The organism is Streptomyces sp. MST-110588, from assembly GCF_022695595.1.
Lineage (GTDB): Bacteria > Actinomycetota > Actinomycetes > Streptomycetales > Streptomycetaceae > Streptomyces.
On sequence record NZ_CP074380.1, the window covers coordinates 3,360,001 to 3,380,605 of the forward strand.

General features: G+C 73.0%; 18 protein-coding genes (1 of these 18 cut by a window edge). 6 read left to right on the forward strand and 12 right to left on the reverse strand.

Annotated elements, in window-relative coordinates; translation table 11 throughout:
* Positions 1–551, forward strand: partial view of a tryptophan--tRNA ligase gene (trpS, locus tag KGS77_RS14635; RefSeq protein ID WP_242587475.1) — the 3' portion only. The gene continues 448 nt to the left of window position 1, outside the view; the window shows 551 of its 999 coding nt (coding positions 449–999); its start codon lies off the left edge, out of view; it ends in the stop codon at positions 549–551.
* 84 nt (positions 552–635) lie between these two features.
* Here trpS and proC read toward each other — a convergent pair whose 3' ends face one another.
* The 3 genes from proC to KGS77_RS14650 form a co-directional block, all read right to left on the reverse strand.
* Positions 636–1,445 (reverse strand): pyrroline-5-carboxylate reductase, encoded by an 810-nt coding sequence (gene proC / locus KGS77_RS14640; RefSeq protein WP_242581558.1) that lies wholly within the window; start codon positions 1,443–1,445, stop codon positions 636–638.
* Positions 1,446–1,632: 187 nt separating this feature from the next.
* The gene (locus KGS77_RS14645; RefSeq protein ID WP_242587476.1) at positions 1,633–2,334 is read right to left on the reverse strand and encodes an ABC transporter permease; all 702 of its coding nucleotides are present in this window, start codon (positions 2,332–2,334) and stop codon (positions 1,633–1,635) included.
* Positions 2,335–2,531: 197 nt separating this feature from the next.
* Complete coding sequence (locus tag KGS77_RS14650; RefSeq protein WP_242581560.1) at positions 2,532–3,467, reverse strand: ABC transporter ATP-binding protein; 936 nt, start codon at positions 3,465–3,467, stop codon at positions 2,532–2,534.
* Positions 3,468–3,876: 409 nt separating this feature from the next.
* Between KGS77_RS14650 and KGS77_RS14655 the strand changes: the two genes are divergently transcribed.
* Together KGS77_RS14655 and KGS77_RS14660 are read left to right on the forward strand one after the other, a co-directional pair.
* Complete coding sequence (locus tag KGS77_RS14655; protein WP_242581562.1) at positions 3,877–5,598, forward strand: SulP family inorganic anion transporter; 1,722 nt, start codon at positions 3,877–3,879, stop codon at positions 5,596–5,598.
* Positions 5,599–5,757: 159 nt separating this feature from the next.
* Complete coding sequence (locus KGS77_RS14660) at positions 5,758–7,173, forward strand: M1 family metallopeptidase (protein ID WP_242581564.1); 1,416 nt, start codon at positions 5,758–5,760, stop codon at positions 7,171–7,173.
* A gap of 80 nt (positions 7,174–7,253) precedes the next feature.
* On the opposite strand, the gene KGS77_RS14665 is transcribed toward KGS77_RS14660, so the two are convergent.
* From KGS77_RS14665 to KGS77_RS14675, 3 genes are all read right to left on the reverse strand, one after another.
* The gene (locus KGS77_RS14665; protein WP_242581566.1) at positions 7,254–8,357 is read right to left on the reverse strand and encodes an FAD-dependent oxidoreductase; all 1,104 of its coding nucleotides are present in this window, start codon (positions 8,355–8,357) and stop codon (positions 7,254–7,256) included.
* A gap of 101 nt (positions 8,358–8,458) precedes the next feature.
* Positions 8,459–9,448, reverse strand: coding sequence for an RNA polymerase sigma factor SigJ (gene sigJ / locus KGS77_RS14670; protein ID WP_242581568.1), 990 nt, complete (start codon positions 9,446–9,448; stop codon positions 8,459–8,461).
* 97 nt (positions 9,449–9,545) lie between these two features.
* Positions 9,546–10,487: a class I SAM-dependent methyltransferase gene (locus KGS77_RS14675; RefSeq protein WP_242581570.1), complete on the reverse strand. Its 942-nt coding sequence runs from the start codon at positions 10,485–10,487 to the stop codon at positions 9,546–9,548.
* 195 nt (positions 10,488–10,682) lie between these two features.
* Between KGS77_RS14675 and KGS77_RS14680 the strand changes: the two genes are divergently transcribed.
* A complete protein-coding gene (locus KGS77_RS14680; RefSeq protein ID WP_242581572.1) occupies positions 10,683–11,159 on the forward strand; it encodes a nuclear transport factor 2 family protein in 477 nt (158 codons plus the stop codon).
* 59 nt (positions 11,160–11,218) lie between these two features.
* On the opposite strand, the gene KGS77_RS14685 is transcribed toward KGS77_RS14680, so the two are convergent.
* Both KGS77_RS14685 and KGS77_RS14690 read right to left on the reverse strand, forming a co-directional pair.
* Positions 11,219–11,791, reverse strand: a complete 573-nt coding sequence (locus tag KGS77_RS14685; RefSeq protein WP_242581574.1) for a hypothetical protein — start codon at positions 11,789–11,791, stop codon at positions 11,219–11,221.
* Between the two features lie 94 nt (positions 11,792–11,885).
* The gene (locus tag KGS77_RS14690) at positions 11,886–12,284 is read right to left on the reverse strand and encodes an SH3 domain-containing protein (protein ID WP_242581576.1); all 399 of its coding nucleotides are present in this window, start codon (positions 12,282–12,284) and stop codon (positions 11,886–11,888) included.
* Between the two features lie 155 nt (positions 12,285–12,439).
* Between KGS77_RS14690 and KGS77_RS14695 the strand changes: the two genes are divergently transcribed.
* Positions 12,440–14,863: a protein kinase gene (locus KGS77_RS14695; protein ID WP_242581578.1), complete on the forward strand. Its 2,424-nt coding sequence runs from the start codon at positions 12,440–12,442 to the stop codon at positions 14,861–14,863.
* A 184-nt stretch (positions 14,864–15,047) separates the two neighbouring features.
* Here KGS77_RS14695 and ilvD read toward each other — a convergent pair whose 3' ends face one another.
* The 4 genes from ilvD to KGS77_RS14715 form a co-directional block, all read right to left on the reverse strand.
* Positions 15,048–16,898 (reverse strand): dihydroxy-acid dehydratase, encoded by a 1,851-nt coding sequence (gene ilvD, locus KGS77_RS14700; RefSeq protein WP_242581581.1) that lies wholly within the window; start codon positions 16,896–16,898, stop codon positions 15,048–15,050.
* Between the two features lie 257 nt (positions 16,899–17,155).
* Positions 17,156–17,776 carry a TetR family transcriptional regulator gene (locus KGS77_RS14705; RefSeq protein ID WP_242581583.1) on the reverse strand — a complete coding sequence of 207 codons (621 nt, stop codon included), beginning with the start codon at positions 17,774–17,776 and terminating at the stop codon, positions 17,156–17,158.
* The gene (locus tag KGS77_RS14710) at positions 17,773–18,597 is read right to left on the reverse strand and encodes a sugar phosphate isomerase/epimerase (RefSeq protein WP_242581585.1); all 825 of its coding nucleotides are present in this window, start codon (positions 18,595–18,597) and stop codon (positions 17,773–17,775) included. Before KGS77_RS14710 ends, KGS77_RS14705 begins: the two co-directional genes overlap by 4 nt.
* 157 nt (positions 18,598–18,754) lie before the next feature.
* Complete coding sequence (locus KGS77_RS14715; protein WP_242581586.1) at positions 18,755–19,687, reverse strand: Ppx/GppA phosphatase family protein; 933 nt, start codon at positions 19,685–19,687, stop codon at positions 18,755–18,757.
* Positions 19,688–19,747: 60 nt separating this feature from the next.
* Here KGS77_RS14715 and KGS77_RS14720 point away from each other — a divergent pair, with 60 nt between their 5' ends.
* Positions 19,748–20,596: a hypothetical protein gene (locus KGS77_RS14720; protein WP_242581588.1), complete on the forward strand. Its 849-nt coding sequence runs from the start codon at positions 19,748–19,750 to the stop codon at positions 20,594–20,596.
* Positions 20,597–20,605 lie beyond the last annotated feature (9 nt).

Genomic DNA, 20,605 nt, shown 5'->3' on the forward strand with positions numbered 1-20,605 from the left:
AGGACCAGGCGCAGCACGTCGAGCTGACCCGGGACCTCGCGGTGCGCTTCAACCAGCGGTACGGCCAGACGTTCGTGATCCCCAGGACGACTCAGCCGAAGGTGGCCGCCAGGGTGATGGATCTCCAGGACCCCACGTCCAAGATGGGCAAGTCGCACGCCCGTACCGCCGGAATCATCTATCTGCTGGACGAGCCCGAGGCGGTGCGGAAGAAGGTGATGCGGGCGGTGACCGACGGCGGCAGTGATGTCGTCCATGACCGGGCGGAGCGGCCCGGGGTGGCGAATCTGCTGGATGTGCTGGCGGCGTGCACGGGCGGCGATCCCGAGAAGATCGCCGGTCAGTACGACTCGTACGGCGCGCTGAAGAAGGACACGGCGGAGGCGGTGGTGGAACTGCTGCGGCCGGTCCGGGAGCGGCATGCGGAGCTGGCGGCCGATCCCGCCTCGGTGGACGCCGTTCTGCGGGACGGCGCGGAGCGGGCGCGGGCGATGGCGCGGCCCCGGGTCGACGAGGCGTACCGGGCGGTGGGGCTGCTGCCGCCGGTCTGAAGGGAGACCGCCGGAGCTACGTCGCGCGGTTGTACCGGTGCTCCCCTGCCCGGTCCGGGCAGGGGAGCACAGCCTGTGAAGAGGTCAGCCGTTGCCGGTGGCCAGCTCGCGGCTGCGGTCCCGGGCGGCCTCCAGTGCGGCGATCAGGGCGGCCCGTACGCCGTGGTTCTCCAGCTCCCGGATGGCGTTGATGGTGGTGCCGGCCGGGGAGGTGACGTTCTCCCGGAGCTTGACCGGGTGCTCGCCGCTGTCCCGGAGCATGACGGCGGCCCCTATGGCGGCCTGGACGATGAGGTCGTGGGCCTTGTCGCGGGGCAGGCCGAGCAGGATGCCCGCGTCGGTCATGGCCTCGACCAGGAAGTAGAAGTACGCCGGGCCGGAGCCGGAGAGCGCGGTGGCGGCGTCCTGCTGGGTCTCGGGGACGCGCAGGGTCTTGCCGACGGTGGAGAAGATCTCCTCGGCGCGGGTGAGGTGGGTGCCGTCGGCGTGGGTGCCCGCGGAGATCACGGACATGGCCTCGTCCACGAGGGCGGGGGTGTTCGTCATGACGCGGACGACGGGGGTGCCGGGCGTCAGCCGCTCCTCGAAGAAGGCCGTGGGGACGCCGGCCGCGCCGCTGATGACCAGCCGGTCGACGGGGACGTGTGGCGCCAGTTCGTGCAGCAGCGCGCCCATGTCCTGGGGCTTGACGGTCAGGATGAGGGTGTCGGCGGACTTGGCGGCCTCGGCGTTGGAGACCGCTTCGACGCCGTACCTCGTACGGAGCTGGTCGGCGCGCTCCGGGCGGCGGGCGGTGACCAGCAGATCGGAGGGGGCCCAGCCGCCCCGGATCATTCCGCTGAGGAGTGCCTCGCCGATTTTGCCGGTGCCGAGTACGGCGACCTTCTGGGACATGGTGCGGTTCACCTCGCCGGTGGGGCTTCGTATGGACGGTCGCGCGTTCATCCTCGCATTGCGGGGCGCGTGCGGCGGCGGTGTTCCACGGTGCGGGCACCGGACCCGTGCCGGAAGTGGCGGCAGGTACGTACGGGGGAGGTGGGGCACGTACGCCAGAAGGTGCGTACGTCAGAAGGTGCGTACGTCAGGGGGTGCGGCGGGAGAGGGTGGCGGCGCCGAGGGAGAGCACCAGGAGGGCGCAGGCGGTGACGACGACGATGTCGCGGAGGAAGGCTCCGGTGACGGCCGTGTGCCGGAGGACTTCGTTCATGCCGTCCACGGCGTAGGACATGGGCAGCACGTCGGAGACGGCTCGCAGGACCGGCTGCATCGTCTCGCGCGGGGCGAACAGGCCGCACAGGAGGAGCTGGGGCATCAGTACGGCTGGCATGAACTGGACGGCCTGGAACTCGGAGGAGGCGAAGGCCGAGACGAAGAGCCCCAGGGCGGTGCCCAGGAGCGCGTCCAGAAGGGCGACCAGGAGCAGCAGCCACGGGGAGCCGGTGACGTCCAGGTCCAGGAGCCATAGGGACAGGCCGGTGGCGACGGCGGACTGGAGGATCGCCACGAGGCCGAAGGCCAGGGCGTAGCCGGCGATCAGATCGGCCTTGCCCAGGGGCATGGCGAGGAGGCGTTCGAGGGTTCCCGAGGTGCGCTCGCGCAGCGTGGCGATGGACGTGACCAGGAACATCGTGAGCATCGGGAAGATGCCGAGGAGTTCGGCGCCGACGGTGTCGAAGGTCCGTGGGGTGGCGTCGAAGACGTACCGCAGCAGGGCGATCATCGCGCAGGGCACGACGAGCATCAGGGCGAGGGTGCGGGGGTCGTGGCGCAGTTGGCGGAGCATCCGCGTGGCGGTGGCCAGGGTGCGGGCGCCGGAGAAGACGGGTGGGGAGGGGTACGGGGCGGTGGAGGGGCCTGGAGGGACCAGAGTTTTTGAAGGGGGCAGGGGGTCGGGGCTGCCGACGGGTTCCGGGTGGGTGGGGAGGTCTGGGCTCGTGGGGGGCATGCCGGCTCCTTCGCGGGGGCGCCCGGGGGCGTCCGTCAGGGCGTGGGGTGCGGGTTGCGGCGGGACGGCGGCTGTGGCTGCGGTCGCGCCTGTGCCTTCTCCTCCTTCTCCTTCGCCTGTGCCTTCTCCTCGTTCTCCTTCGCCTGCTCCTGCGCCTGCGCCTGCGCTTCGTCCACGAGGCGCAGGAAGGCGTCCTCGACGGTGGCGCACCCCGTGCGCTCGCGGAGGGCGCCCGGTGTCCCGTCGGCGAGGATGCGGCCCTCGCGCATCAGGAGCAGCCGGTGGCAGCGTTCGGCCTCGTCCATGACGTGCGAGGAGACCAGCAGGGTGGCGCCGCGCTCGGCGGCGATGGCGTGGAAGAGGTGCCACAGGTCGCGGCGGAGTACGGGGTCCAGGCCGACGGTGGGTTCGTCCAGGACGAGGAGTTCGGGGGTGCCCAGCAGGGCGACGGCGAGGGAGACCCTGCTGCGCTGGCCGCCGGAGAGGTTGCCCGCCAGGTCCTCGGCGTGCGCGCCGAGGTCGACGTCCTCGATGGCGCGGCGCACGGTTTCGCGGCGCTCGGCGCGGGCGGCCCGCCCTGGGCGCAGGACGGCGGCGAAGTAGTCGAGGTTGTGCCGTACGGACAGGTCGTCGTAGACGGACGGGGCCTGGGTGACGTAGCCGAGGCGGGGGCGCAGCCGGGGGTGGCCGGCCGGGTGGCCGAGGACGTCGAGGGTGCCGGTGGCCCGGGCCTGGGTGCCGACGACGGCGCGCATGAGGGTGGACTTGCCGCAGCCGGAGGGGCCCAGCAGGCCGGTGATCCAGCCTCGGGGGATGTCGAAGGTGAGGGCGTCCAGGACCGTACGGCCGCCGCGTACGACGGTGAGGCCGCGGGCGTGGACGGCCGGGCCGGTGGGAGCGGCAGGGCCGGCGGGATCGACGGAACCAGCGGGATCAATGGAGCCGGCGGGATCGCGTCCGTAATTCATCACGTGTTGAATTTTGCTCCGCGCCGGACCGGCGCGTCAAGCGATGGCGCACGCTCCGGCGACCGCCGGAGTGAACGGAGGCGAGCATTCCGTTTCGCTGACTCCGCGTTAACGCGACGGTTACACGCGAAGGCGCACACGGCCATGTCGCCCTGGACACACTGAAGTTGAGTGTCCAGGCGCGCCTTTTAGCTGCTGGGAGGCGCCACCCCGGGCATCCCCGTGCCCGCGCGACCACAACGGATCGATCCGGCAGCCCGCACTCCCGTCCCCGGGCCCACCGGTCCCCTTCCACGGACCGCGGCCCCTTCCGGCGGACCCGGCGGCCCGTTCAACGGCCCGGCCGGCGGTCCGTCCCTCCGCACGGCGCGACGTGCGTCATGCGGTCCGCTACGCGCCGGAGGCGTCCCTCATGCAGAAAATCCTGGAATTCCGCGCGGATTTCACCGCGTCCCTCGTCGTCTTCCTCCTCGCCGTCCCCTTGTGCGTGGGGGTGGCGGTCGCCTCGGGGGTGCCGGCCGAACTGGGGCTGGTCACCGGCATCGTCGGCGGGCTGCTCACCGGCCTGCTGCCCGGGAGCAGTCTTCAGGTCAGCGGGCCCGCGGCCGGCCTGACCGTACTGGTCTACGAAGCGGTCAAGGAGTACGGGCTCGGCGCGCTGGGCGCCCTGGTGCTGATGGCGGGCCTGCTCCAGCTCGCCATGGGCGCGCTGCGGCTCGGCCGCTGGTTCCGCGCCATCTCGGTGGCGGTCGTGCAGGGCATGCTCGCGGGCATCGGGCTGGTGCTGATCGCCGGGCAGGCGTACGCGCTGGCCGACGCCAAGCCGCCGGGCAACGGCATCACCAACATCGGCGGACTGCCCGGCCTGGCCTTCGACACCCTCCTCTCGGACGCCGCGCTGACCGCGCTCGCGGTCGGCCTCGGGACGATCGCCGTCCTGGTGCTGTGGCCGCGCCGGTCACGGGCGGCGCGGTTGCTGCCGGCGCCGCTGGTGGCGGTGGCGCTGGCGACGGTGGCCGTGGCCGTACTGGATCTGCCGGTGGCGCGGGTGGACGTGCAGGGGCTCGTGGACGCCGTACAGCCTCCGGAGGGACCGGACTTCCTGCGGCTGGCGCAGGCCGGCGTCGTGGTGGGGGCGCTGGGCACGGTACTCGCCATCGCCCTGATCGCCTCCGCGGAGTCGCTGTTCAGCGCCGCCGCGGTGGACCGGCTGCACGACGGGCCGCGGACGGACTACGACAAGGAGCTGCTGGCGCAGGGCGCGGGCAACGCGGTGTGCGGGGTGCTGGGCGCGCTCCCCATGACGGCGGTGATCGTGCGCAGTGCGGCCAACGTCCAGGCGGGCGCCCGTACGAAGGTCTCGCGGGTGCTGCACGGCGTGTGGCTGCTGGTGTTCGCGGCGGCGTTCCCGGCGGCGCTGGGTGTCGTGCCGCCGGCGGCACTGGCCGGGGTGCTGGTGCACGCGGGGTGGAAGCTGCTGCCGGTGCGGGAGTTCGGGCCTCTGTGGCGCGAGCACCGGGGCGAGGCGGTGGTGCTGGCGGCCACGGCGGTGGCGATCGTGGCGACCAACATGTTCGAGGGCGTGCTCATCGGGCTGCTGATGGCGGTCGCCAAGTCGGCGTGGGAGACCTCGCACGTCCATCTGGAGGTGCTCGACGGGAGCGAGGAGACCGGGACGGTGCGGGCCGGTACGCGGGGGCCCGGTACGGCGCGGCCCGGTGCGGAGGGGCACGGCACGAAGGGGCACGGCACGAAGGGCTCGGGCGCGCGGTCCGGCGCGCAGAGTGGTGAGGGGCGTACGACAGGTGGCCCCGCGCCCGTCACCGCACCTTCACCCGTAACCGTCCCCGCGTCGGCCTCCGCGCCCGCCCCCGTACCCGTACCTCCCGAAGGACGCCTCTACGTACGGGCCGTGGGCAACGCGACCTTCCTGCGGCTGCCGAAGCTGCTGGACCAGTTGGAGGAACTGCCCCGGGACCGCGAGGTCGAACTGGACCTGTCGGGCCTGCGGCACCTGGACCGCGCCTGTGCGGCGGCTCTGGCCGGCTGGGCCGACGGCCGGCGGTCGGCCCGGCCGGTCGCCGTCACCCGGCCGGACCTCGCCCGGCCCCGCTCCGGGCATAAGGGGGTATAGCGGAAGGTAAGCGGAAGGGGCGGGCGCAGCGCGGCACACACCCGTAGGGTCGAACGGCTTACGCATTTCTGGATTAGGCACCTCCGGATTACGTACCTCCGGTTTGCCCGCCCTGCCCCGTCAGCCCCCTCCGCCCCTCCCCCCGCTCCAAGGAGTTCCGTGATCCGCCGGCCCCTGCGCTCCTGCGGTGCGACCGCCGCACTGTCCGTCGCCCTCCTGCTCTCCGCCTGTTCCCCGGGGACCGGTGGCGCGGGCGGCGGCACGGCCGGTGCCGCCGGCGTGGGTGATCCGCTCTTCCCCTCGCTCGGCAACGGCGGTTACGACGTCGGCCATTACGGCATCGACCTCGACTACGACGTGGCCGGCGGCACCCTCGACGCGACCACCGAGATCACCGCCACCGCCACCCAGGACCTGTCCTCCTTCACGCTCGACCTGGAGGGCCTGAAGGTGACGGGCGTGCAGGTGGACGGCGCGGACGCCGCGTTCTCCCGCAAGGGCCACAAGCTGACGGTCCGGCCGGCCGGCTCCCTGAAGAAGGGCGTGAAATTCCGTACGACCGTGAAGTACGGCGGCGAGCCGAAGGCCATGAAGGACGCCGACGGGTCGCCGGAGGGGTGGGTCAGGACACCGGACGGCGCTTTCGTCACGGGCGAGCCGGCCGGGTCGATGACGTGGTTCCCCGGCAACAACCACCCGTCCGACAAGGCCACGTACGACTTCTCCCTCACCGTGCCCCGGGGATACACCGCGGTCGCCAACGGGGAATTGCGGGCGAGACGGGCCGGGAAAGGCCGCGAGACCTTCCAGTGGCACAGCGGTGAGCCGATGTCGAGCTATCTGGCCACCGCGAGCATCGGGAAATTCACCGTCACCGAATCGCGCACGGCGGACGGCCTCCCCCTTTACGTGGCGGTGGATCCGCAGGAGGCGGAGAAGAGCGAGAAGCCGCTCTCCCGGCTCGAAGAAATACTGAAGTGGTCGGTCAAGCGCTTCGGCCGCTATCCCTTCTCCTCGGCCGGCGCGATCGTCGATCACCCGCCGCGGGTCGCCGAGAATTACGGCGCGCTGGAGACCCAGACCAAGCCCGTCTACGCGGGCGCACCGGATGAGACGGTCGTGGTGCACGAGACGGCGCACCAGTGGTTCGGGGATTCGGTGACGCCGAAGACCTGGAAGGACATCTGGCTCAACGAGGGATTCGCGACGTACGCGGAATGGCTGTGGGAGGAGGACGAGGGCGGCCGGACGGCGGAGGAGCAATTCAAGGAGAACTACGAAAAGGCCGAGGACGACCTCGTCTGGAAATTCCCGCCCGGCGCCCCGAGCAGCCAAAAGGACGTGCTGGAGGAGCCGGTGTACTACCGCGGCGCGATGGTCCTCCAGCAGCTCCGCAAAGCCGTCGGCGACAAGGTCTTCTTCAAGATCCTCAAGGACTGGCCGTCCGAGCACCGCTATTCCACCGTCAGCACGCGGGACTTCATCGCCTTCTGCGAAGCGCGTACCGACACCGATCTCAAGGACCTCTTCGCCGACTGGCTGTACGGGAAGGGCAACCCGGGCTGGGAGTACTGACGCCCCGGCCGGACGCTCCGACCGGACGCCCCGGCCGGATCCTCCACGTCGGTCACCGCGCCCGGGCGCCCGCCCCTCCCCTATCCGACGCCCGGGATCAGGGGCACCAGACCGGGCCGGCGGGCCGCGAGCGCCAGGAAGCGGACCGTGGAACGGACGACCTGTTCCTTGAAGCGGGCCGCGGCCCGGCCGGTCAGCACCCGCTCGCGCGGCGCGTCGTCGGCCCGTACGAACTGCACCAGGCCGTCCCGCCGCCCCAGGCTGACGCACTGGAGGGCGAAGGAGAACTTCAGCGGCGCGGGCTCGGCGCCCCGCGACTCGGCGATGATCGCGGAGGCGACGTACGAGCCGGTGGGCAGCGCGGCGGCACAGGACATCCGCAGGGCACCGGCGGCGGCACTGCGGGCACCGGCCGCGTCACCCGCGCCGTAGATCTCGGGGTGGCCGACCGAGCGCAGCGCCGCGTCCACCCGCAGCCGGCCGGTGTCCGGATCGGTCTCCAGGCCGGCCCGGACGGCCAGGTCCGAGGCGGGCCGCAGCGCGGTGGCCCAGACGACGGCGTCGGCGTCCACCGCGTCGGCGTCCGTGACGTGCCGCCCCTCCTCGACCCGTACGCCAAGCCCCCGCAGGGCCGTACGGACATGGGCGCGGCCCCGGTCCGACAGACCGCCGCCGACCTCGCCGGAGGTCAGCAGCCGCACGCGCCACCCGGGGTATGCCTCGGCCAGTTCGGCGGCCGTCTCTATCCCGGTGAGGCCGCCGCCGACGACCGCCAGTGCGCCGGGGCCGTCCAGCAGCCGCTTGCGCAGTTCGGCGGCGGACTCGGCGCTGAAGGCGCGCTCGCCCGCGCCCCGCAGGTCGGTGTGGCTGCCGAGGGCGTAGATCAGGCGGTCGTACAGCAGGACCCGGCCGTCGTCGGTGTGGACGGCGCGGCCCGCCGGGTCCAGTTCGGTGGCGCGGGCGGGGACGTGGTCGATGCCGGTGCCGCGCAGCATCCGGGAGCGCGGGTGGGTGACGTCGGGGCGGCCGGCGGCCAGTTCGTGCAGGCGTACGCGTTCGGTGAAGCGGTCGCCGGGGTCGACGAGGGTGACGCAGGCGTGCGGGGCGAGGCGGAGCGCGGCCATGGTGCCGGCGTAGCCCCCGCCGATGACCACGACCCGCTGCCGTTGCGGTCGGTTGCGCATGAGCCCTCCATGAGCGAGTAGCGAGTAGCGAGTACTGATCGGGAGCGGCGAGAGAGGAAAGGCACGGGAGACGGTGAGGCGTGGGCGTCGGCCCGTACGCGTCATCCGGTGGGCGGGAACAGCGCGTCGAGGTCGAGATGGCCGAGTTTGCCGGGGTTGAAGACGGCGTCCACCTCCGTGATGAGGCCGCGGTGCACGGTGAAGCCGATGACGCCGGCCTGGTTTCCCGCCGGGTCCAGGAAGACCACGCCCGCCGCGCCGTTGACGTCCCGGACGGCCATCCGCATCGTCGCCGGGTCGAACCCGCCGCTCACCAGGCCCCGCGCGTACCGGGCGACCTTGTCGCGGCCGAGGACCGGGCGGCGCGCGGCGGAGACCCGGCCGCCGCCGTCCGTACGCCAGACGACCTCCGGGTCCAGGACGGCCATCAGGTGATCGAGGTCGCCGCCCATGACGGCGGAGAGGAACGCCTCGACCGTACGGCGGTGTTCCGCGCGGTCGACGGTGCGGCGCGGCGCCTCGGCCCGTACCCGTCGGCGGGCCCGCGAGGCGAGCTGCCGTACCGATTCCGGGGTGCGGCCCACCACGTCGGCGATCTCCGGGAAGGGGACGGCGAAGACGTCGTGGAGGATGAAGGCGGTGCGCTCGGCGGGGGTGAGCCGTTCCAGGACGGTGAGCAGGGCCAGGCCGACGGACTCCTCCAGCGTGACCCGGTCCTCCGGCCCGGTGGGGGCGGAGGGGCCGCTGGGTACGACGGGTGCCACGGCACCGCCCCGGCCGGTCCGGCCACCGGGACCGGGCCCCGCCACGACCGGCTCCGGCAGCCATGGCCCGACGTACGTCTCGCGGCGGGCCCGGGCCGAACCGAGCAGGTCGTAACAGATCCGGCCGACAACGGTCGTGAGGTAGGCGCGCGGGTCCTCCACCGCGGTGCCGGCGGGCAGTTCCTGCCAGCGCAGCCAGGTCTCCTGCACGGCGTCGTCGGCGTCCGAGACCGTGCCCAGGATCCGGTAGGCGACCGCCCACAGCCTGCCCCGGTGCTCCTCGAAACGTGCGAGCCGCGCGTCCACTGCCGAAGACGTCTCCGCCATGCCGTCACCCTTTCCGCGCGCCGTTCGGCCGCGCCTTTCCGTGGCGCTCCGCTGTACGTACTTCTGTGCGTACTTCTGTTGCGTACATCCGGGCGCTCTACGAGGGAGACGAAGCGGCGGGGCGGAGTGTGACAGTGACGTCCAGCGCGTACGCCTCCTCGATCACCCCGTCCGGGAAGACCTTCAGCAGCTCGGCGCGCTCGTCCTCCAGGACGGGACGGGCGGCCTCCGGCCCTATGGCGGCGAAGTACGAGCGGCTGCCGAGCATCGCGAGATGGGTGTCCAGGGGGACGCGCCGGGTCCAGCGCAGGACACGCCGGACGGGCTCCGGACGGGGGCCGGGGCCGGGCCCCGTACCGGAGTTGAAGCCGGAACCGGGACCGGGACTGGGACCGGGACCGGAACCGGGACCGGAACCGAGGCCGCGGATGAGTGCGCCGGCTTCGGGGGCGACGCTGTGGGCGTGGTAGCCGGGCAGGCGGCGGGCCAGCCGCGCCTCCTGTCCGGCGGCCCACTCCACCTGTGGGTCGGGGACGTTCCACCACAGGGCCAGCGCCCCGCCCGGCCGCAGGATCCGCATCGCCTCGGGGACCGAGCGGGCCGGTTCGGTCCAGTGCCACGCCTGGGCGTACGTGACGAGGTCGAAGCCCGCGTCGTCCGCGAAGGGCAGGGCGTCACCGAGAGCGCGTACGAGAGGAGTGCCGGGAGCGGCGGCACGCAGTTCGGCCGCCATGGCGGCGCCCGGCTCGACGGCGGTGACCCGGGCGCCGCGGCCGGCCAGCAGCCGGGTCGCGATGCCGGTGCCGGCCCCCACGTCCAGGACACGGGCCCCGGCGAGGGGGCGGCCGGTGAGGGCTTCGAGGGCGTCGAAGAGGGCGGGCGGATAGCCGGGGCGGGCCGCCGCGTACTGAGTGGCGACGGAGTCGAAGGAGCGGGCGAGGGCGGAGTGCCGGGGCGGCTGGGGTTGACGGGGTTGTGGGGTGTGCGGTGTCTGTTGGGGTTGACGGGGGTTCGCGGGAAGGGGCGAGGGCTGCGTCATGGGCCCATCGTGCAGCGGAAATCGGCCGGAGCACCCGGGTTCCCGACGGCCAGGCGTAGGGGCGTACGGGCATAGGGGCCGGGCGTGCGTACGGGCGTACGGGCGTACGGGCGTACGGGCGTACGGGCCGGGCGGTGTCGCGTATGACGTCAGAGGTAATCGACGGGCCATGGCGTCCCCGGCAGGATCACCTGCATGAGCAACGACACGAAGACCCCCGCCCAGGCCGCGGCCCCGACCGCCGCGCAGACCGCCCGGACCCGCGCCGTCGTCGACGGCTTCCTGTCCCGGATCGCGGACCCGCAGGCCACCCCGGAGAGCATCGCCGCCCTCTACGGCGACACGGTGGACTGGATGTGTGCCGAGAATCCCGTGGTGCCGTGGCTGCGTCCGCGGACGTCCCGCGAGGGCATCGCCGCGCACTGGCGCGAGCTGGGCGAGCACACCGTTCCGGGTGCGGGCGGCATATCCGTCGACGCCGTGGTGGTCGAAGGCGCGGAGGCCGTACTGACCGGGCGGGTGTGGGGGACGGTCCGGGCCACCGGCAAGGAGTTCCGCTCGCCCTTCGCGGTCCGCTTCACCGTCGAGAACGACAGAATCGTCCGGCACCACGTCTACGAGGACGGCGTGGCCGTGGCCGCGGCCTGCACCCCGGACGACCCGGCGGCATGACCGGGGCCGCGGCCCCTCAGAGTCCCTCACACCCCCTCACGCGGCCCTTCGGAGGTCCCTCAGCGGCGCTTCTTCTTGGCGCGCGCCTTGCCGCGGGCCGCCGGGTTGCCCGTACGGGAGCTGCGGCGGCGCTCGTAGCGCTCGCACTCCGCCTCGTACTCGGCGCGACGCAGCTTCTCGCCCGGCGCCTCGACCAGGCTCCGGAAGAAGTACGCGAGCAGCGACCCGATGAAGCCGATGAGCAGCAGGCTCTGCGCGGACCGCTCCCCCGGGCTGTCGGCGGCGCGGTCGGAGCGGCGGGTGAGGCCGTCCCAGGTACGGCGGAAGGCGAGCGCGCTGCACACCGCGAAGCCCGCGACGACCAGCACGCTGACGAACGATCCGACCTCGGCGATCTCCAGGCCCTGGAAGGCGGTGCGCAGCACGAGCGCCCCTGCTGCGGCCAGGAGCAGCGAGCCGGCGGCCACTGCGGCTCGGCGCAGGGCGTAGCCGCCGTCGTGCCGCAGCCAGGTCGTACCGAAGAAACGGATCTCTGCGGGCCGGGGGGCGGCGTCGCGCGCATCACCCGGCCGTGCGTCACTTTCCGGCCGCACGCCGTCCGGTCGGGTCTGCTCGTCGTTCACGCCGTCCATGCCGTCGATTATCCCCGGTGGCAGCGGCCGGCCGGGGCGGCGGTCCTTGTCCGGGGGCGGTCCGTGGCCGGGGGCAGTGCGTGGCCGGTGGCGGTCAGCTCCCGCAGGGCGTGGCGATCATGCCGTCGCTGCCCGTCTTGACGTACGCGTCGGAGACGTACTGGCCGGGGGCGATGTTGTCCCAGATGTCAGTGGTGCCGTACGGGCCGCTGACCCGCTCGCCCTTGCGCTGGCAGCGGATGGCGATCCGGGCCCCGTACGGAAGCTGCCGTACGAGCTCCGTGCTGCTGCTCGGTCCGCTGCGGACGTTGACGCGGTAGCCGGGCGCGACCGGGAAGGAAGCCACGGCGGCCATGACTGCTTCGGCCGCGACGGCTTCGGTCGCGACTCCTTCGCCGGCGACGGCTTCGGTCGCGACTCCTTCGCCGGCGACGGCCTCGGTCGCGACTCCTTCGGCCGTACCGCTCTCGACAGTGTTCTCCTGTGTGGTCATGTGGACGGTTCTCCCCCGTTATGTCGGTGTTCGTCACGGCCGGCTCCCCTGTGAACCGGCGCAACTCGCACGCTAGCAAGGTTCATTCATCTCGTACGCACCATCGACTAGGCTCCCTTAGCCGCACCTGCGGCCGACGACACGGGGGTGGGACGATGCCGCCGCTGCGAGGTTCCGGGGCCGGCCCGGAAGCGGAGCATCCGCGAGACGTGGAAGACGTGGCGCACGCCGGGCAGTACCGCCTGGACGCGCGGCTGGGTTCCGGGGGCATGGGCGTGGTCCATCTGGCGCGCTCCTCCTCCGGTCTGCGGCTCGCCGTGAAGGTCATCCACGCCGAATACGCCCAGGACCCGGAGTTCCGGGCGCGGTTCCGGCAGGAGGTGGCGGCGGCCCGGCGGGTGAGCGGGGCGTTCACGGCGCCGGTCGTGGACGCGGACACGGACGGCGACCGCCCCTGGATGGCGACCCTTTACATCCCCGGCCCGACCCTGTCCGAGCACGTGAAGCGGAACGGCCCGCTGGCCCCGGACGAGATACGGCGGCTGGCTTCCGGGCTCGCCGAGGCGCTGCGCGACATCCACCGCGCCGGCGTGGTGCACCGCGACCTCAAGCCGGGCAATGTGCTGCTCGCCGCCGACGGACCGAAGGTCATCGACTTCGGCATCTCGCGCCCGGCCGACAGCGAGATGCGGACCGAGACCGGCAAGCTGATCGGTACGCCGCCGTTCATGGCGCCCGAGCAGTTCCAGCGCCCGCGCGAGGTGGGGCCCGCGGCCGATGTGTTCGCGCTGGGATCGGTGCTGGTGCACGCGGCGACCGGCAGCGGTCCGTTCGACTCGGAGAGCCCGTACCTGGTCGCGTACCAGGTCGTGCACGACGAGGCGGATCTGGCGGGGGTGCCGCAGGAGTTGGAGCCGCTGATCCGGAGCTGTCTGGCGAAGGACCCGGCGGACCGGCCCACTCCGGACGCGCTGATGAAGCTGCTGCACACGGACGTGCCGACCGAGGTGTACGCCGAACCGTTCCCGGACTTCCTCGCGAAGGCCGCACCGGCCGCACCGGCCGCACCGGAGACGACGCCTGGGAAAGCGGTGGCCCGTGTCCCGGAGACCCGTGCCCCGGAGGCGGATGGCCCGGAGACGAATGGCGCGGCGGCCGGCGGCCGGGACGCGGCCACGCACGTACGCGGCTCCGGCACGCCGGACACCGGACCGGCCGGCCCCGCCAAGAAGGTGGACGCCACTGCCGGCAAGACCGCCACCACCGGAAGCACCGGCACCACCGGCACCACCGCCACCACCGGACCTACCGACACCCCCACCCCGGCCCGCGCCCGCCGAAGGTGGCGGCGGCGATGGCCGGTGTGGTCCGCCGTGGCGGCGGTACTGGCAGCGGCCGGCGGCTTCGCGGGCGTACGGATGCTGGCCCCCGACGAGGGATCCGCGCTCCAGACCCACATGGCCGGCGCCGACGCCACCTTCCACCCCTGGCACACGTCACTGGCCGAGCGCCCGCCCGGCCGCCCCTCCGAGATGCCCTTCTGCACCCATGGCTCCCCCGCGGCCCACGCCTCGCCCGCCCTCTTCTGCGTCCAGCGCGGGCTGAAGGCCGCCCGGGTCGATCCCGGGCGCGGCACCGTGGCGTGGCGGCGGGCCGGTGAACCGGTCCGCGTCAAGGACACCCCGCCCAGCGCGCCGGCCCTCTCCGGCGGCCTGCTCTACGTCCTGTCCCCCGACACCACACGCCTGGAGGCGCTGGACCCGTCCGCCGGGGGCGGGGGCGCGACGCGCTGGAGCATGGACGTACGGGCCTACAAGGGGCGGGTCCATGTCGTCGGGGACAGCGTCCTGCTGACGGCCGAGGACGGTACGGTCACCGCCCTGGACAGCGCGACCCACCGGCAACTGTGGCGCAAGCGCTTCCCCGGTCAGCCGCTCGGCCGCTTCACCGCGTACAGGGACGCCCGTACGGCCTATGCCGCCACGCCCTCGGCCGACGGCACCAGCACCCTCGTCACCGCCATCGACCCGCGGCGCGGCACGGTGCGCCGGGAGCAGCGGCTGCCCGGCACGCTCACCCTCGCCGGAACGGGCACCTCCGGCGCGCTCTACCTCACCGCCGCCTCCCCCGTTCTGATCACCCGCGCCACGGCCGTGGTCCGTCTCGACCCGGACGGCCGCCACACCCGCCGGCTGTCGCTGGCCGCGCCGCTGGACGACGTGGCGGCGGTGGTGCACGGCGAGACGGTCTACCTGCTCGGGGACGGCGGCTCGCTCCAGGCCGTCGGGGAGCGCCGCTGGAACGTGGAGACGTCCGTGAGCCGGGGCTCGGCACCGGTCGTGGCGGCCGACGGCGAGCGGCTGTACTTCAGCGCGGCCGACGGGCGGCTGCTGACCGTGGGCGCCCGCGACGGGGCGCTGCTCGGGCAGACCCCGCCCCGGCTGGCCGCCGACCGCCGCAACGGCTTCCTGGAGAGGCTGCCGGCGCCGCTCCTGGACCCGGACCGCGGCCGGATCTACGCGGCGGCCCCGGACGGCACGGTCTTCGGCACCGATATGAGGAACCCCGCCCGCCGGTGAGGCGGACGGGGTGAGGGAAGGTACGAAAGTCGCGTACGGGACCGTAGGGGCGCGGGCCCCGGCCCGGCCCCGCACAGGTCCGCAGACCCGTGACGCGTCAGCCGAGCCTGCCCACGCCGGCCACCGTCAGCCGGGCCTGCCCACGTCAGCTACCGCCGGCCGGGCCCGTTCACGCCGGCCACCGTCAGCCGAGCCTGCTCACGTCGCGCACCGCGCCCTTGTCCGCGCTGGTCGCCATCGCCGCGTACGCCCGCAGCGCCTGCGAGACCTTGCGCTCCCGCTTCCTGGGCGCGTACCGCCCGCCCAGCGCCTCCCGGCGGGCCGTCAGCTCCTCGTCGCCCACCAGCAGTTCGATCGAACGGCTGGGGATGTCGATGCGGATGCGGTCGCCGTCCTCCACCAGCGCGATGGTCCCGCCGGACGCCGCCTCGGGCGAGGCGTGGCCGATGGACAGGCCGGAGGTGCCGCCGGAGAACCGGCCGTCGGTGACCAGCGCGCACGCCTTGCCCAGGCCGCGTCCCTTGAGGAAGGAGGTCGGGTAGAGCATCTCCTGCATGCCCGGGCCGCCCTTGGGGCCCTCGTACCGGATGACGACCACGTCGCCCTCCTTGACCTGCTTGCCGAGGATCTTCTCGACGGCCTCCTCCTGCGATTCGCAGACCACGGCCGGGCCCTCGAACGTCCAGATGGACTCGTCCACGCCGGCGGTCTTCACCACACAGCCGTCCTCGGCCAGGTTGCCCTTGAGGACCGCCAGTCCGCCGTCGGCGGAGTAGGCGTGCGCCAGGTCGCGGATGCAGCCGTTCGCGGCGTCGGTGTCCAGGCTCTGCCAGCGCTCGGACTGGGAGAAGGCGGTGGCGGAGCGCTTGCAGCCGGGTGCCGCGTGCCACAGCTCCACGGCCTCGGGGGACGGCGAACCGCCCCTGACGTCCCAGGTCTTGAGCCAGTCCGCCATCGAAGCACTGTGTACGGTGTGCACGTCCTCGTTGAGGAGCCCGCCCCGGTACAGCTCGCCGAGGATGGCCGGGATGCCGCCGGCCCGGTGCACGTCCTCCATGTAGTACGTGCCGCCCGGCGCGACGTTCGGGGCGACCTTGGCCAGGCACGGCACCCGCCGCGAGACCGCGTTGATGTCCTTTAGGTCGAAGTCCAGCCCGGCTTCCTGGGCGGCGGCGAGCAGGTGCAGGATCGTGTTGGTCGAGCCGCCCATGGCGATGTCCAGGGCCATGGCGTTCTCGAAGGCGGCGCGGGAGCCGATGCTGCGCGGCAGGACGGAGGCGTCGTCCTGCTCGTAGTAGCGCTTGGTGATCTCCACGACCGTACGGCCGGCGGTCTCGTACAGGGCCCGGCGGGCGGTGTGGGTGGCCAGCAGCGAGCCGTTGCCCGGGAGCGAGAGGCCGATCGCCTCGGTCAGGCAGTTCATCGAGTTGGCGGTGAACATGCCCGAACAGGAGCCGCAGGTCGGGCAGGCGTTCTCCTCGATACGGAGGATGTCCTCGTCCGAGACGTTCTCATCGACCGCGTCGGTGATCGCGTTGACCAGGTCGAGCTTGCGGACGGTGCCGTCCACGAGGGTGGCCCGGCCGGCCTCCATGGGGCCGCCGGAGACGAAGACCGCCGGGATGTTCAGCCGCAGCGCGGCCATCAGCATGCCCGGGGTGATCTTGTCGCAGTTGGAGATGCAGATCAGCGCGTCCGCGCAGTGCGCCTCGGCCATGTACTCCACGGAGTCGGCGATCAGGTCGCGGGACGGCAGGGAGTAGAGCATCCCACCGTGGCCCATGGCGATGCCGTCGTCGACCGCGATGGTGTTGAACTCCCGCGCGATGCCGCCGGCCGCCTTGATCGCCTCGCTGACGATCCTGCCCACCGGCTGGAGGTGGGTGTGGCCGGGCACGAACTCGGTGAAGCTGTTGGCCACCGCGATGATCGGCTTGCCGAAGTCCTCGCGCGCTACGCCCGAGGCCTGCATGAGCGCGCGGGCGCCGGCCATGTTGCGGCCATGGGTGACGGTGCGGGACCTCAGCTCGGGCACGTGGATCCACTCCCTCGGATGCGTGTGGTGGTGCGTCGGGTCGGCGTCTGCCGAGCCTACGCTCCGGCTCCGCGGTCCGGACAGGTTCTCCGCGATGTGAGACGGGCGACCGGAGTACGGACACGGAGGCGGGGTCCGTACGCGCTGCCCGTTCGCGGGTTCGTGCACGGGCACCGTACGCAGAGGCCGTACGCACAGGCCGTACGCGGTGTACGCCGAACACGTCGGGCCCGCGCCCGCGCCCGGAACCAGCCGGCCTACTCCTCGGTCAGGTACCGCTGGAGCGCCGGCGCCACCGACGCGATCACGTCCTCGATGTCCGCCGAGGCGATCGGGTCCATCTTGACCACGTACCGCAGCATCGCGATGCCGATCAGGTGCCCGGCCGCCAACTGCGCCCGCAAGGCCGGGTCCGGCACGTCCAGTCCGCCCGCGACGCGCTCCAGCAGCCGGCGCCGGATCAGGTCGCGCAGCACCCCCGCCGCGGTCTCGTTGGTCAGCGCCGAGCGCAGCACCGCCAGCAGCGGCTGCCGGGTGGCGGGGTCCTCCCAGAATCCGAACACGAACCGGGCCATCCGCTCGCCGGCCGCCTCCGGGCTGCCCGCCACCGCCTCCGGCAGGCTCAGCGCGGGCGCCAGGGTCATTTCGATCGCCGCCGCGAAGACCTGCTCCTTGGTGCCGAAGTAGTGGTGGACCAGGGCCGGGTCCACGGCCGCCGCCTTGGCGATGGCCCTGACCGACGCCTTGTCGTAGCCGTGCTCGGCGAATTGCGTACGGGCCGCGGCCAGGATCCGCTCGCGGGCGCCGGGGCCGTCGGCACGCTCCGTACGGGCCGGCCGGCCGCGCCGGCGAGCGGGGGCCGGGCCTGCCCCGGTCACGAACCGGGCACCCACGTCGGCGAGGCCAGGTGCAGCCGGGTGAAGGCCAGCGCCTCGGCGAGGTCCGCCTCGCGCTCGGCCGCCGACATCGCGCGCCGGGTGTTGACCTCCACCACCACATGGCCGTCGAAGCCGGTGGCGGCCAGCCGCTCCAGCAGCTCGGCGCAGGGCTGGGTGCCGCGGCCGGGCACCAGGTGCTCGTCCTTGTTGGAGCCGTTGCCGTCGGCGAGGTGGATATGGGCCAGCCGCTCGCCCATCCGGTCGACCATGTCCAGCGCGTCGCTGCGCGAGGTGGCGGTGTGCGAGAGGTCGACCGTGAAGTGCCGGTAGTCCTCCTTGGTGGGGTCCCAGTCCGGCGCGTACGCCAGCATCTCGCGGTCCCGGTAGCGCCACGGGTACATGTTCTCGACGGCGAAGCGCACATCCGTCTCGCTCTCCATGCGCCACACTCCGCGCACGAACTCCCGGGCGTAATTGCGCTGCCATCTGAAGGGCGGGTGGACGACCACCGTCGAGGCGCCGAGCTTCTCCGCGGCGTTCCGTGCGCGCTGCAGCTTCACCCAGGGATCCGTGGACCACACCCGCTGCGTGATCAGCAGACAGGGCGCGTGCACGGCCAGGACGGGCACTCCGTGGTAGTCGGAGAGCCGCCGCAGCGCCTCTATGTCCTGGCTGACCGGATCGGTCCAGACCATGACCTCGACGCCGTCGTAGCCCAGGCGCGCGGCGATCTCGAAGGCCGTCGCCGTCGACTCCGGATACACCGAGGCCGTGGACAGGGCGACCTTCGCATCCGGGATGCGCACCACTGGCTCCGTCACGGAAGACAGGGTACGGGCCCGGTCCGGGCGGGGGGGCAGGCGGTCCGGTCCGGGCCCGTACCAGGGCGGGGGCAGCGGTCCGGACCGGGCCCCGGCGCGGAGGTACGGCCGTCCTGACCGGCTTCCGGGCCGGGCAGCGGTCCGGACCGGCTCCGTACTACGCCGGGGGCAGGTGGTCCAGCCGCCGCAGGATGACGCCCTCGCGCAGCGCCCACGGGCAGATCTCCAGCGTGTCCGCCCCGAAGAGGTCCATCGCGCCCTCGGCGACCAGCGCCCCGGCCAGCAGTTGCCGGGCGCGGCCCTCCGAGACGCCGGGCAGCGCGGCCCGCTCCCCGGTGCTCATCGCCGCCAGCCGCGGCACCCACTCCTCCAGCGCCCTGCGGCTCAGCTCACGCTGCACGTACAGACCGTCCGCGGACCGAGCGGCGCCCGCGATCCGGGCGAGCTGCTTGAAGGTCTTGGAGGTGCCCACGACGTGGTCCGGGGAGCCGAAGCGGGTGAAGTCGCTCACCACCCGGGCGATTTCGGCCCGTACGCGCTTGCGCAGCGCCCGTACGTCGTCCGGTTCGGGCGGATCTCCCGGCAGGTCGCTGGCGGTCAGCCGGCCCGCGCCCAGCGGCAGCGAGGCCGCCACGTCCGGCTGCTCGTCCAGCCCGTACGCGACCTCCAGCGACCCGCCGCCGATGTCCAGCACCAGCAGTCGGCCCGCCGACCAGCCGAACCAGCGGCGGGCGGCCAGGAACGTCAGCCGGGCCTCGTCCTCGCCGGAGAGCACCCGCAGCGTGACGCCGGTCTCCTGGGCGATGCGCCGCAGCACCTTCTCGCCGTTGGACGCCTCACGGATCGCGGAGGTGGCGAAGGGCAGCACGTCCTCCACGCCCTTGTCCTCGGCGACCAGGACGGCTTCCTGGAGGGTGGCCACGAGCCGGTCGACACCGGTGTCACCGATCGCGCCGTCGGCGTCGAGGAGTTCGGCCAGGCGCAGTTCCGCCTTGTGCGAGTAGGCGGGCAGCGGGCACGCGCCCGGGTGCGCGTCCATCACCAGCAGATGGACCGTGTTGGAACCCACATCGATGACGCCGAGTCTCATACCTGGAAACCTACTGCGACCACGGCGTCTTCCCGCCGCCGCCCGCCTTAGTCTTGAGTGGTGGCAACGACGAAAAAGGCGAAGCGCGAAAAAGCCTTGAAGAAGGAAAAAGCCCTGAAGAAGGACGAAAAGCGTCGCGCGCAGGAGGCGCGGGACGCCCGGGCCGACGAGGTCGGCCTCGACTTCGCCCGGGCCTGGGTCACCTTTCCCGACCCGGCCGACGACGAGCAGGTCTTCCGCTGCGACCTGACCTGGCTGACCTCCCGCTGGACGTGCGTCTTCGGCAGCGGGTGCAAGGGCATCGAGGCGGGCCGCGCGGACGACGGCTGCTGCACGCTCGGCGCGCACTTCTCCGACGAGGAGGACGAGCAGCGGGTCGCGGAGCACGTGGCCCGGCTGACGCCGGACGTCTGGCAGTTCCACGAGATCGGCACGGACTCCGGCTGGATCCAGGAGGACGAGGACGGCGACCGCCAGACCCGGCGCTGGAAGGGCTCGTGCATCTTCCAGAACCGGCCGGGCTTCGCGGGCGGCGCGGGCTGCTCGCTGCACATCCTCGCGCTGCGCGAGGGCCGCGAGCCGCTGGAGACCAAGCCGGACGTGTGCTGGCAGCTCCCGGTCCGCCGTACGTACGACTGGATCGAGCGGCCGGACGACACCCGCGTGCTCCAGGTCACCATCGGGGAGTACGACCGGCGGGGCTGGGGGCCGGGCGGCCACGACCTGCACTGGTGGTGCACCTCGGCCACCTCGGCTCACGGGGCGGGAGAGCCGGTGTATGTCTCCTACGCCCCTGAATTGACCGAACTCATGGGCAAAGAGGGTTACGCCCGGCTCGTCCAGCTCTGCGAGGAACGTCTCGCGTCGGCGCTGCCGATGGCTCCGCACCCGGCGGACCCGCCGCGCTGAGCGGGCCCG

Bases quoted from the DNA above. Each gene is read 5' to 3' on its own strand.
- KGS77_RS14665 (WP_242581566.1), bottom strand. From the start codon at position 8,357: ATGCGCAACCGACCGCAACGGCAGCGGGTCGTGGTCATCGGCGGGGGC.
- KGS77_RS14680 (WP_242581572.1), top strand. From the start codon at position 10,683: ATGAGCAACGACACGAAGACCCCCGCCCAGGCCGCGGCCCCGACCGCC.
- sigJ (WP_242581568.1), bottom strand. From the start codon at position 9,448: ATGGCGGAGACGTCTTCGGCAGTGGACGCGCGGCTCGCACGTTTCGAG.
- KGS77_RS14715 (WP_242581586.1), bottom strand. From the start codon at position 19,687: ATGAGACTCGGCGTCATCGATGTGGGTTCCAACACGGTCCATCTGCTG.
- KGS77_RS14685 (WP_242581574.1), bottom strand. From the start codon at position 11,791: ATGGACGGCGTGAACGACGAGCAGACCCGACCGGACGGCGTGCGGCCG.
- KGS77_RS14690 (WP_242581576.1), bottom strand. From the start codon at position 12,284: ATGACCACACAGGAGAACACTGTCGAGAGCGGTACGGCCGAAGGAGTC.
- KGS77_RS14655 (WP_242581562.1), top strand. From the start codon at position 3,877: ATGCAGAAAATCCTGGAATTCCGCGCGGATTTCACCGCGTCCCTCGTC.
- KGS77_RS14675 (WP_242581570.1), bottom strand. From the start codon at position 10,487: ATGACGCAGCCCTCGCCCCTTCCCGCGAACCCCCGTCAACCCCAACAG.
- KGS77_RS14695 (WP_242581578.1), top strand. From the start codon at position 12,440: ATGCCGCCGCTGCGAGGTTCCGGGGCCGGCCCGGAAGCGGAGCATCCG.
- KGS77_RS14645 (WP_242587476.1), bottom strand. From the start codon at position 2,334: ATGCTCCGCCAACTGCGCCACGACCCCCGCACCCTCGCCCTGATGCTC.
- proC (WP_242581558.1), bottom strand. From the start codon at position 1,445: ATGTCCCAGAAGGTCGCCGTACTCGGCACCGGCAAAATCGGCGAGGCA.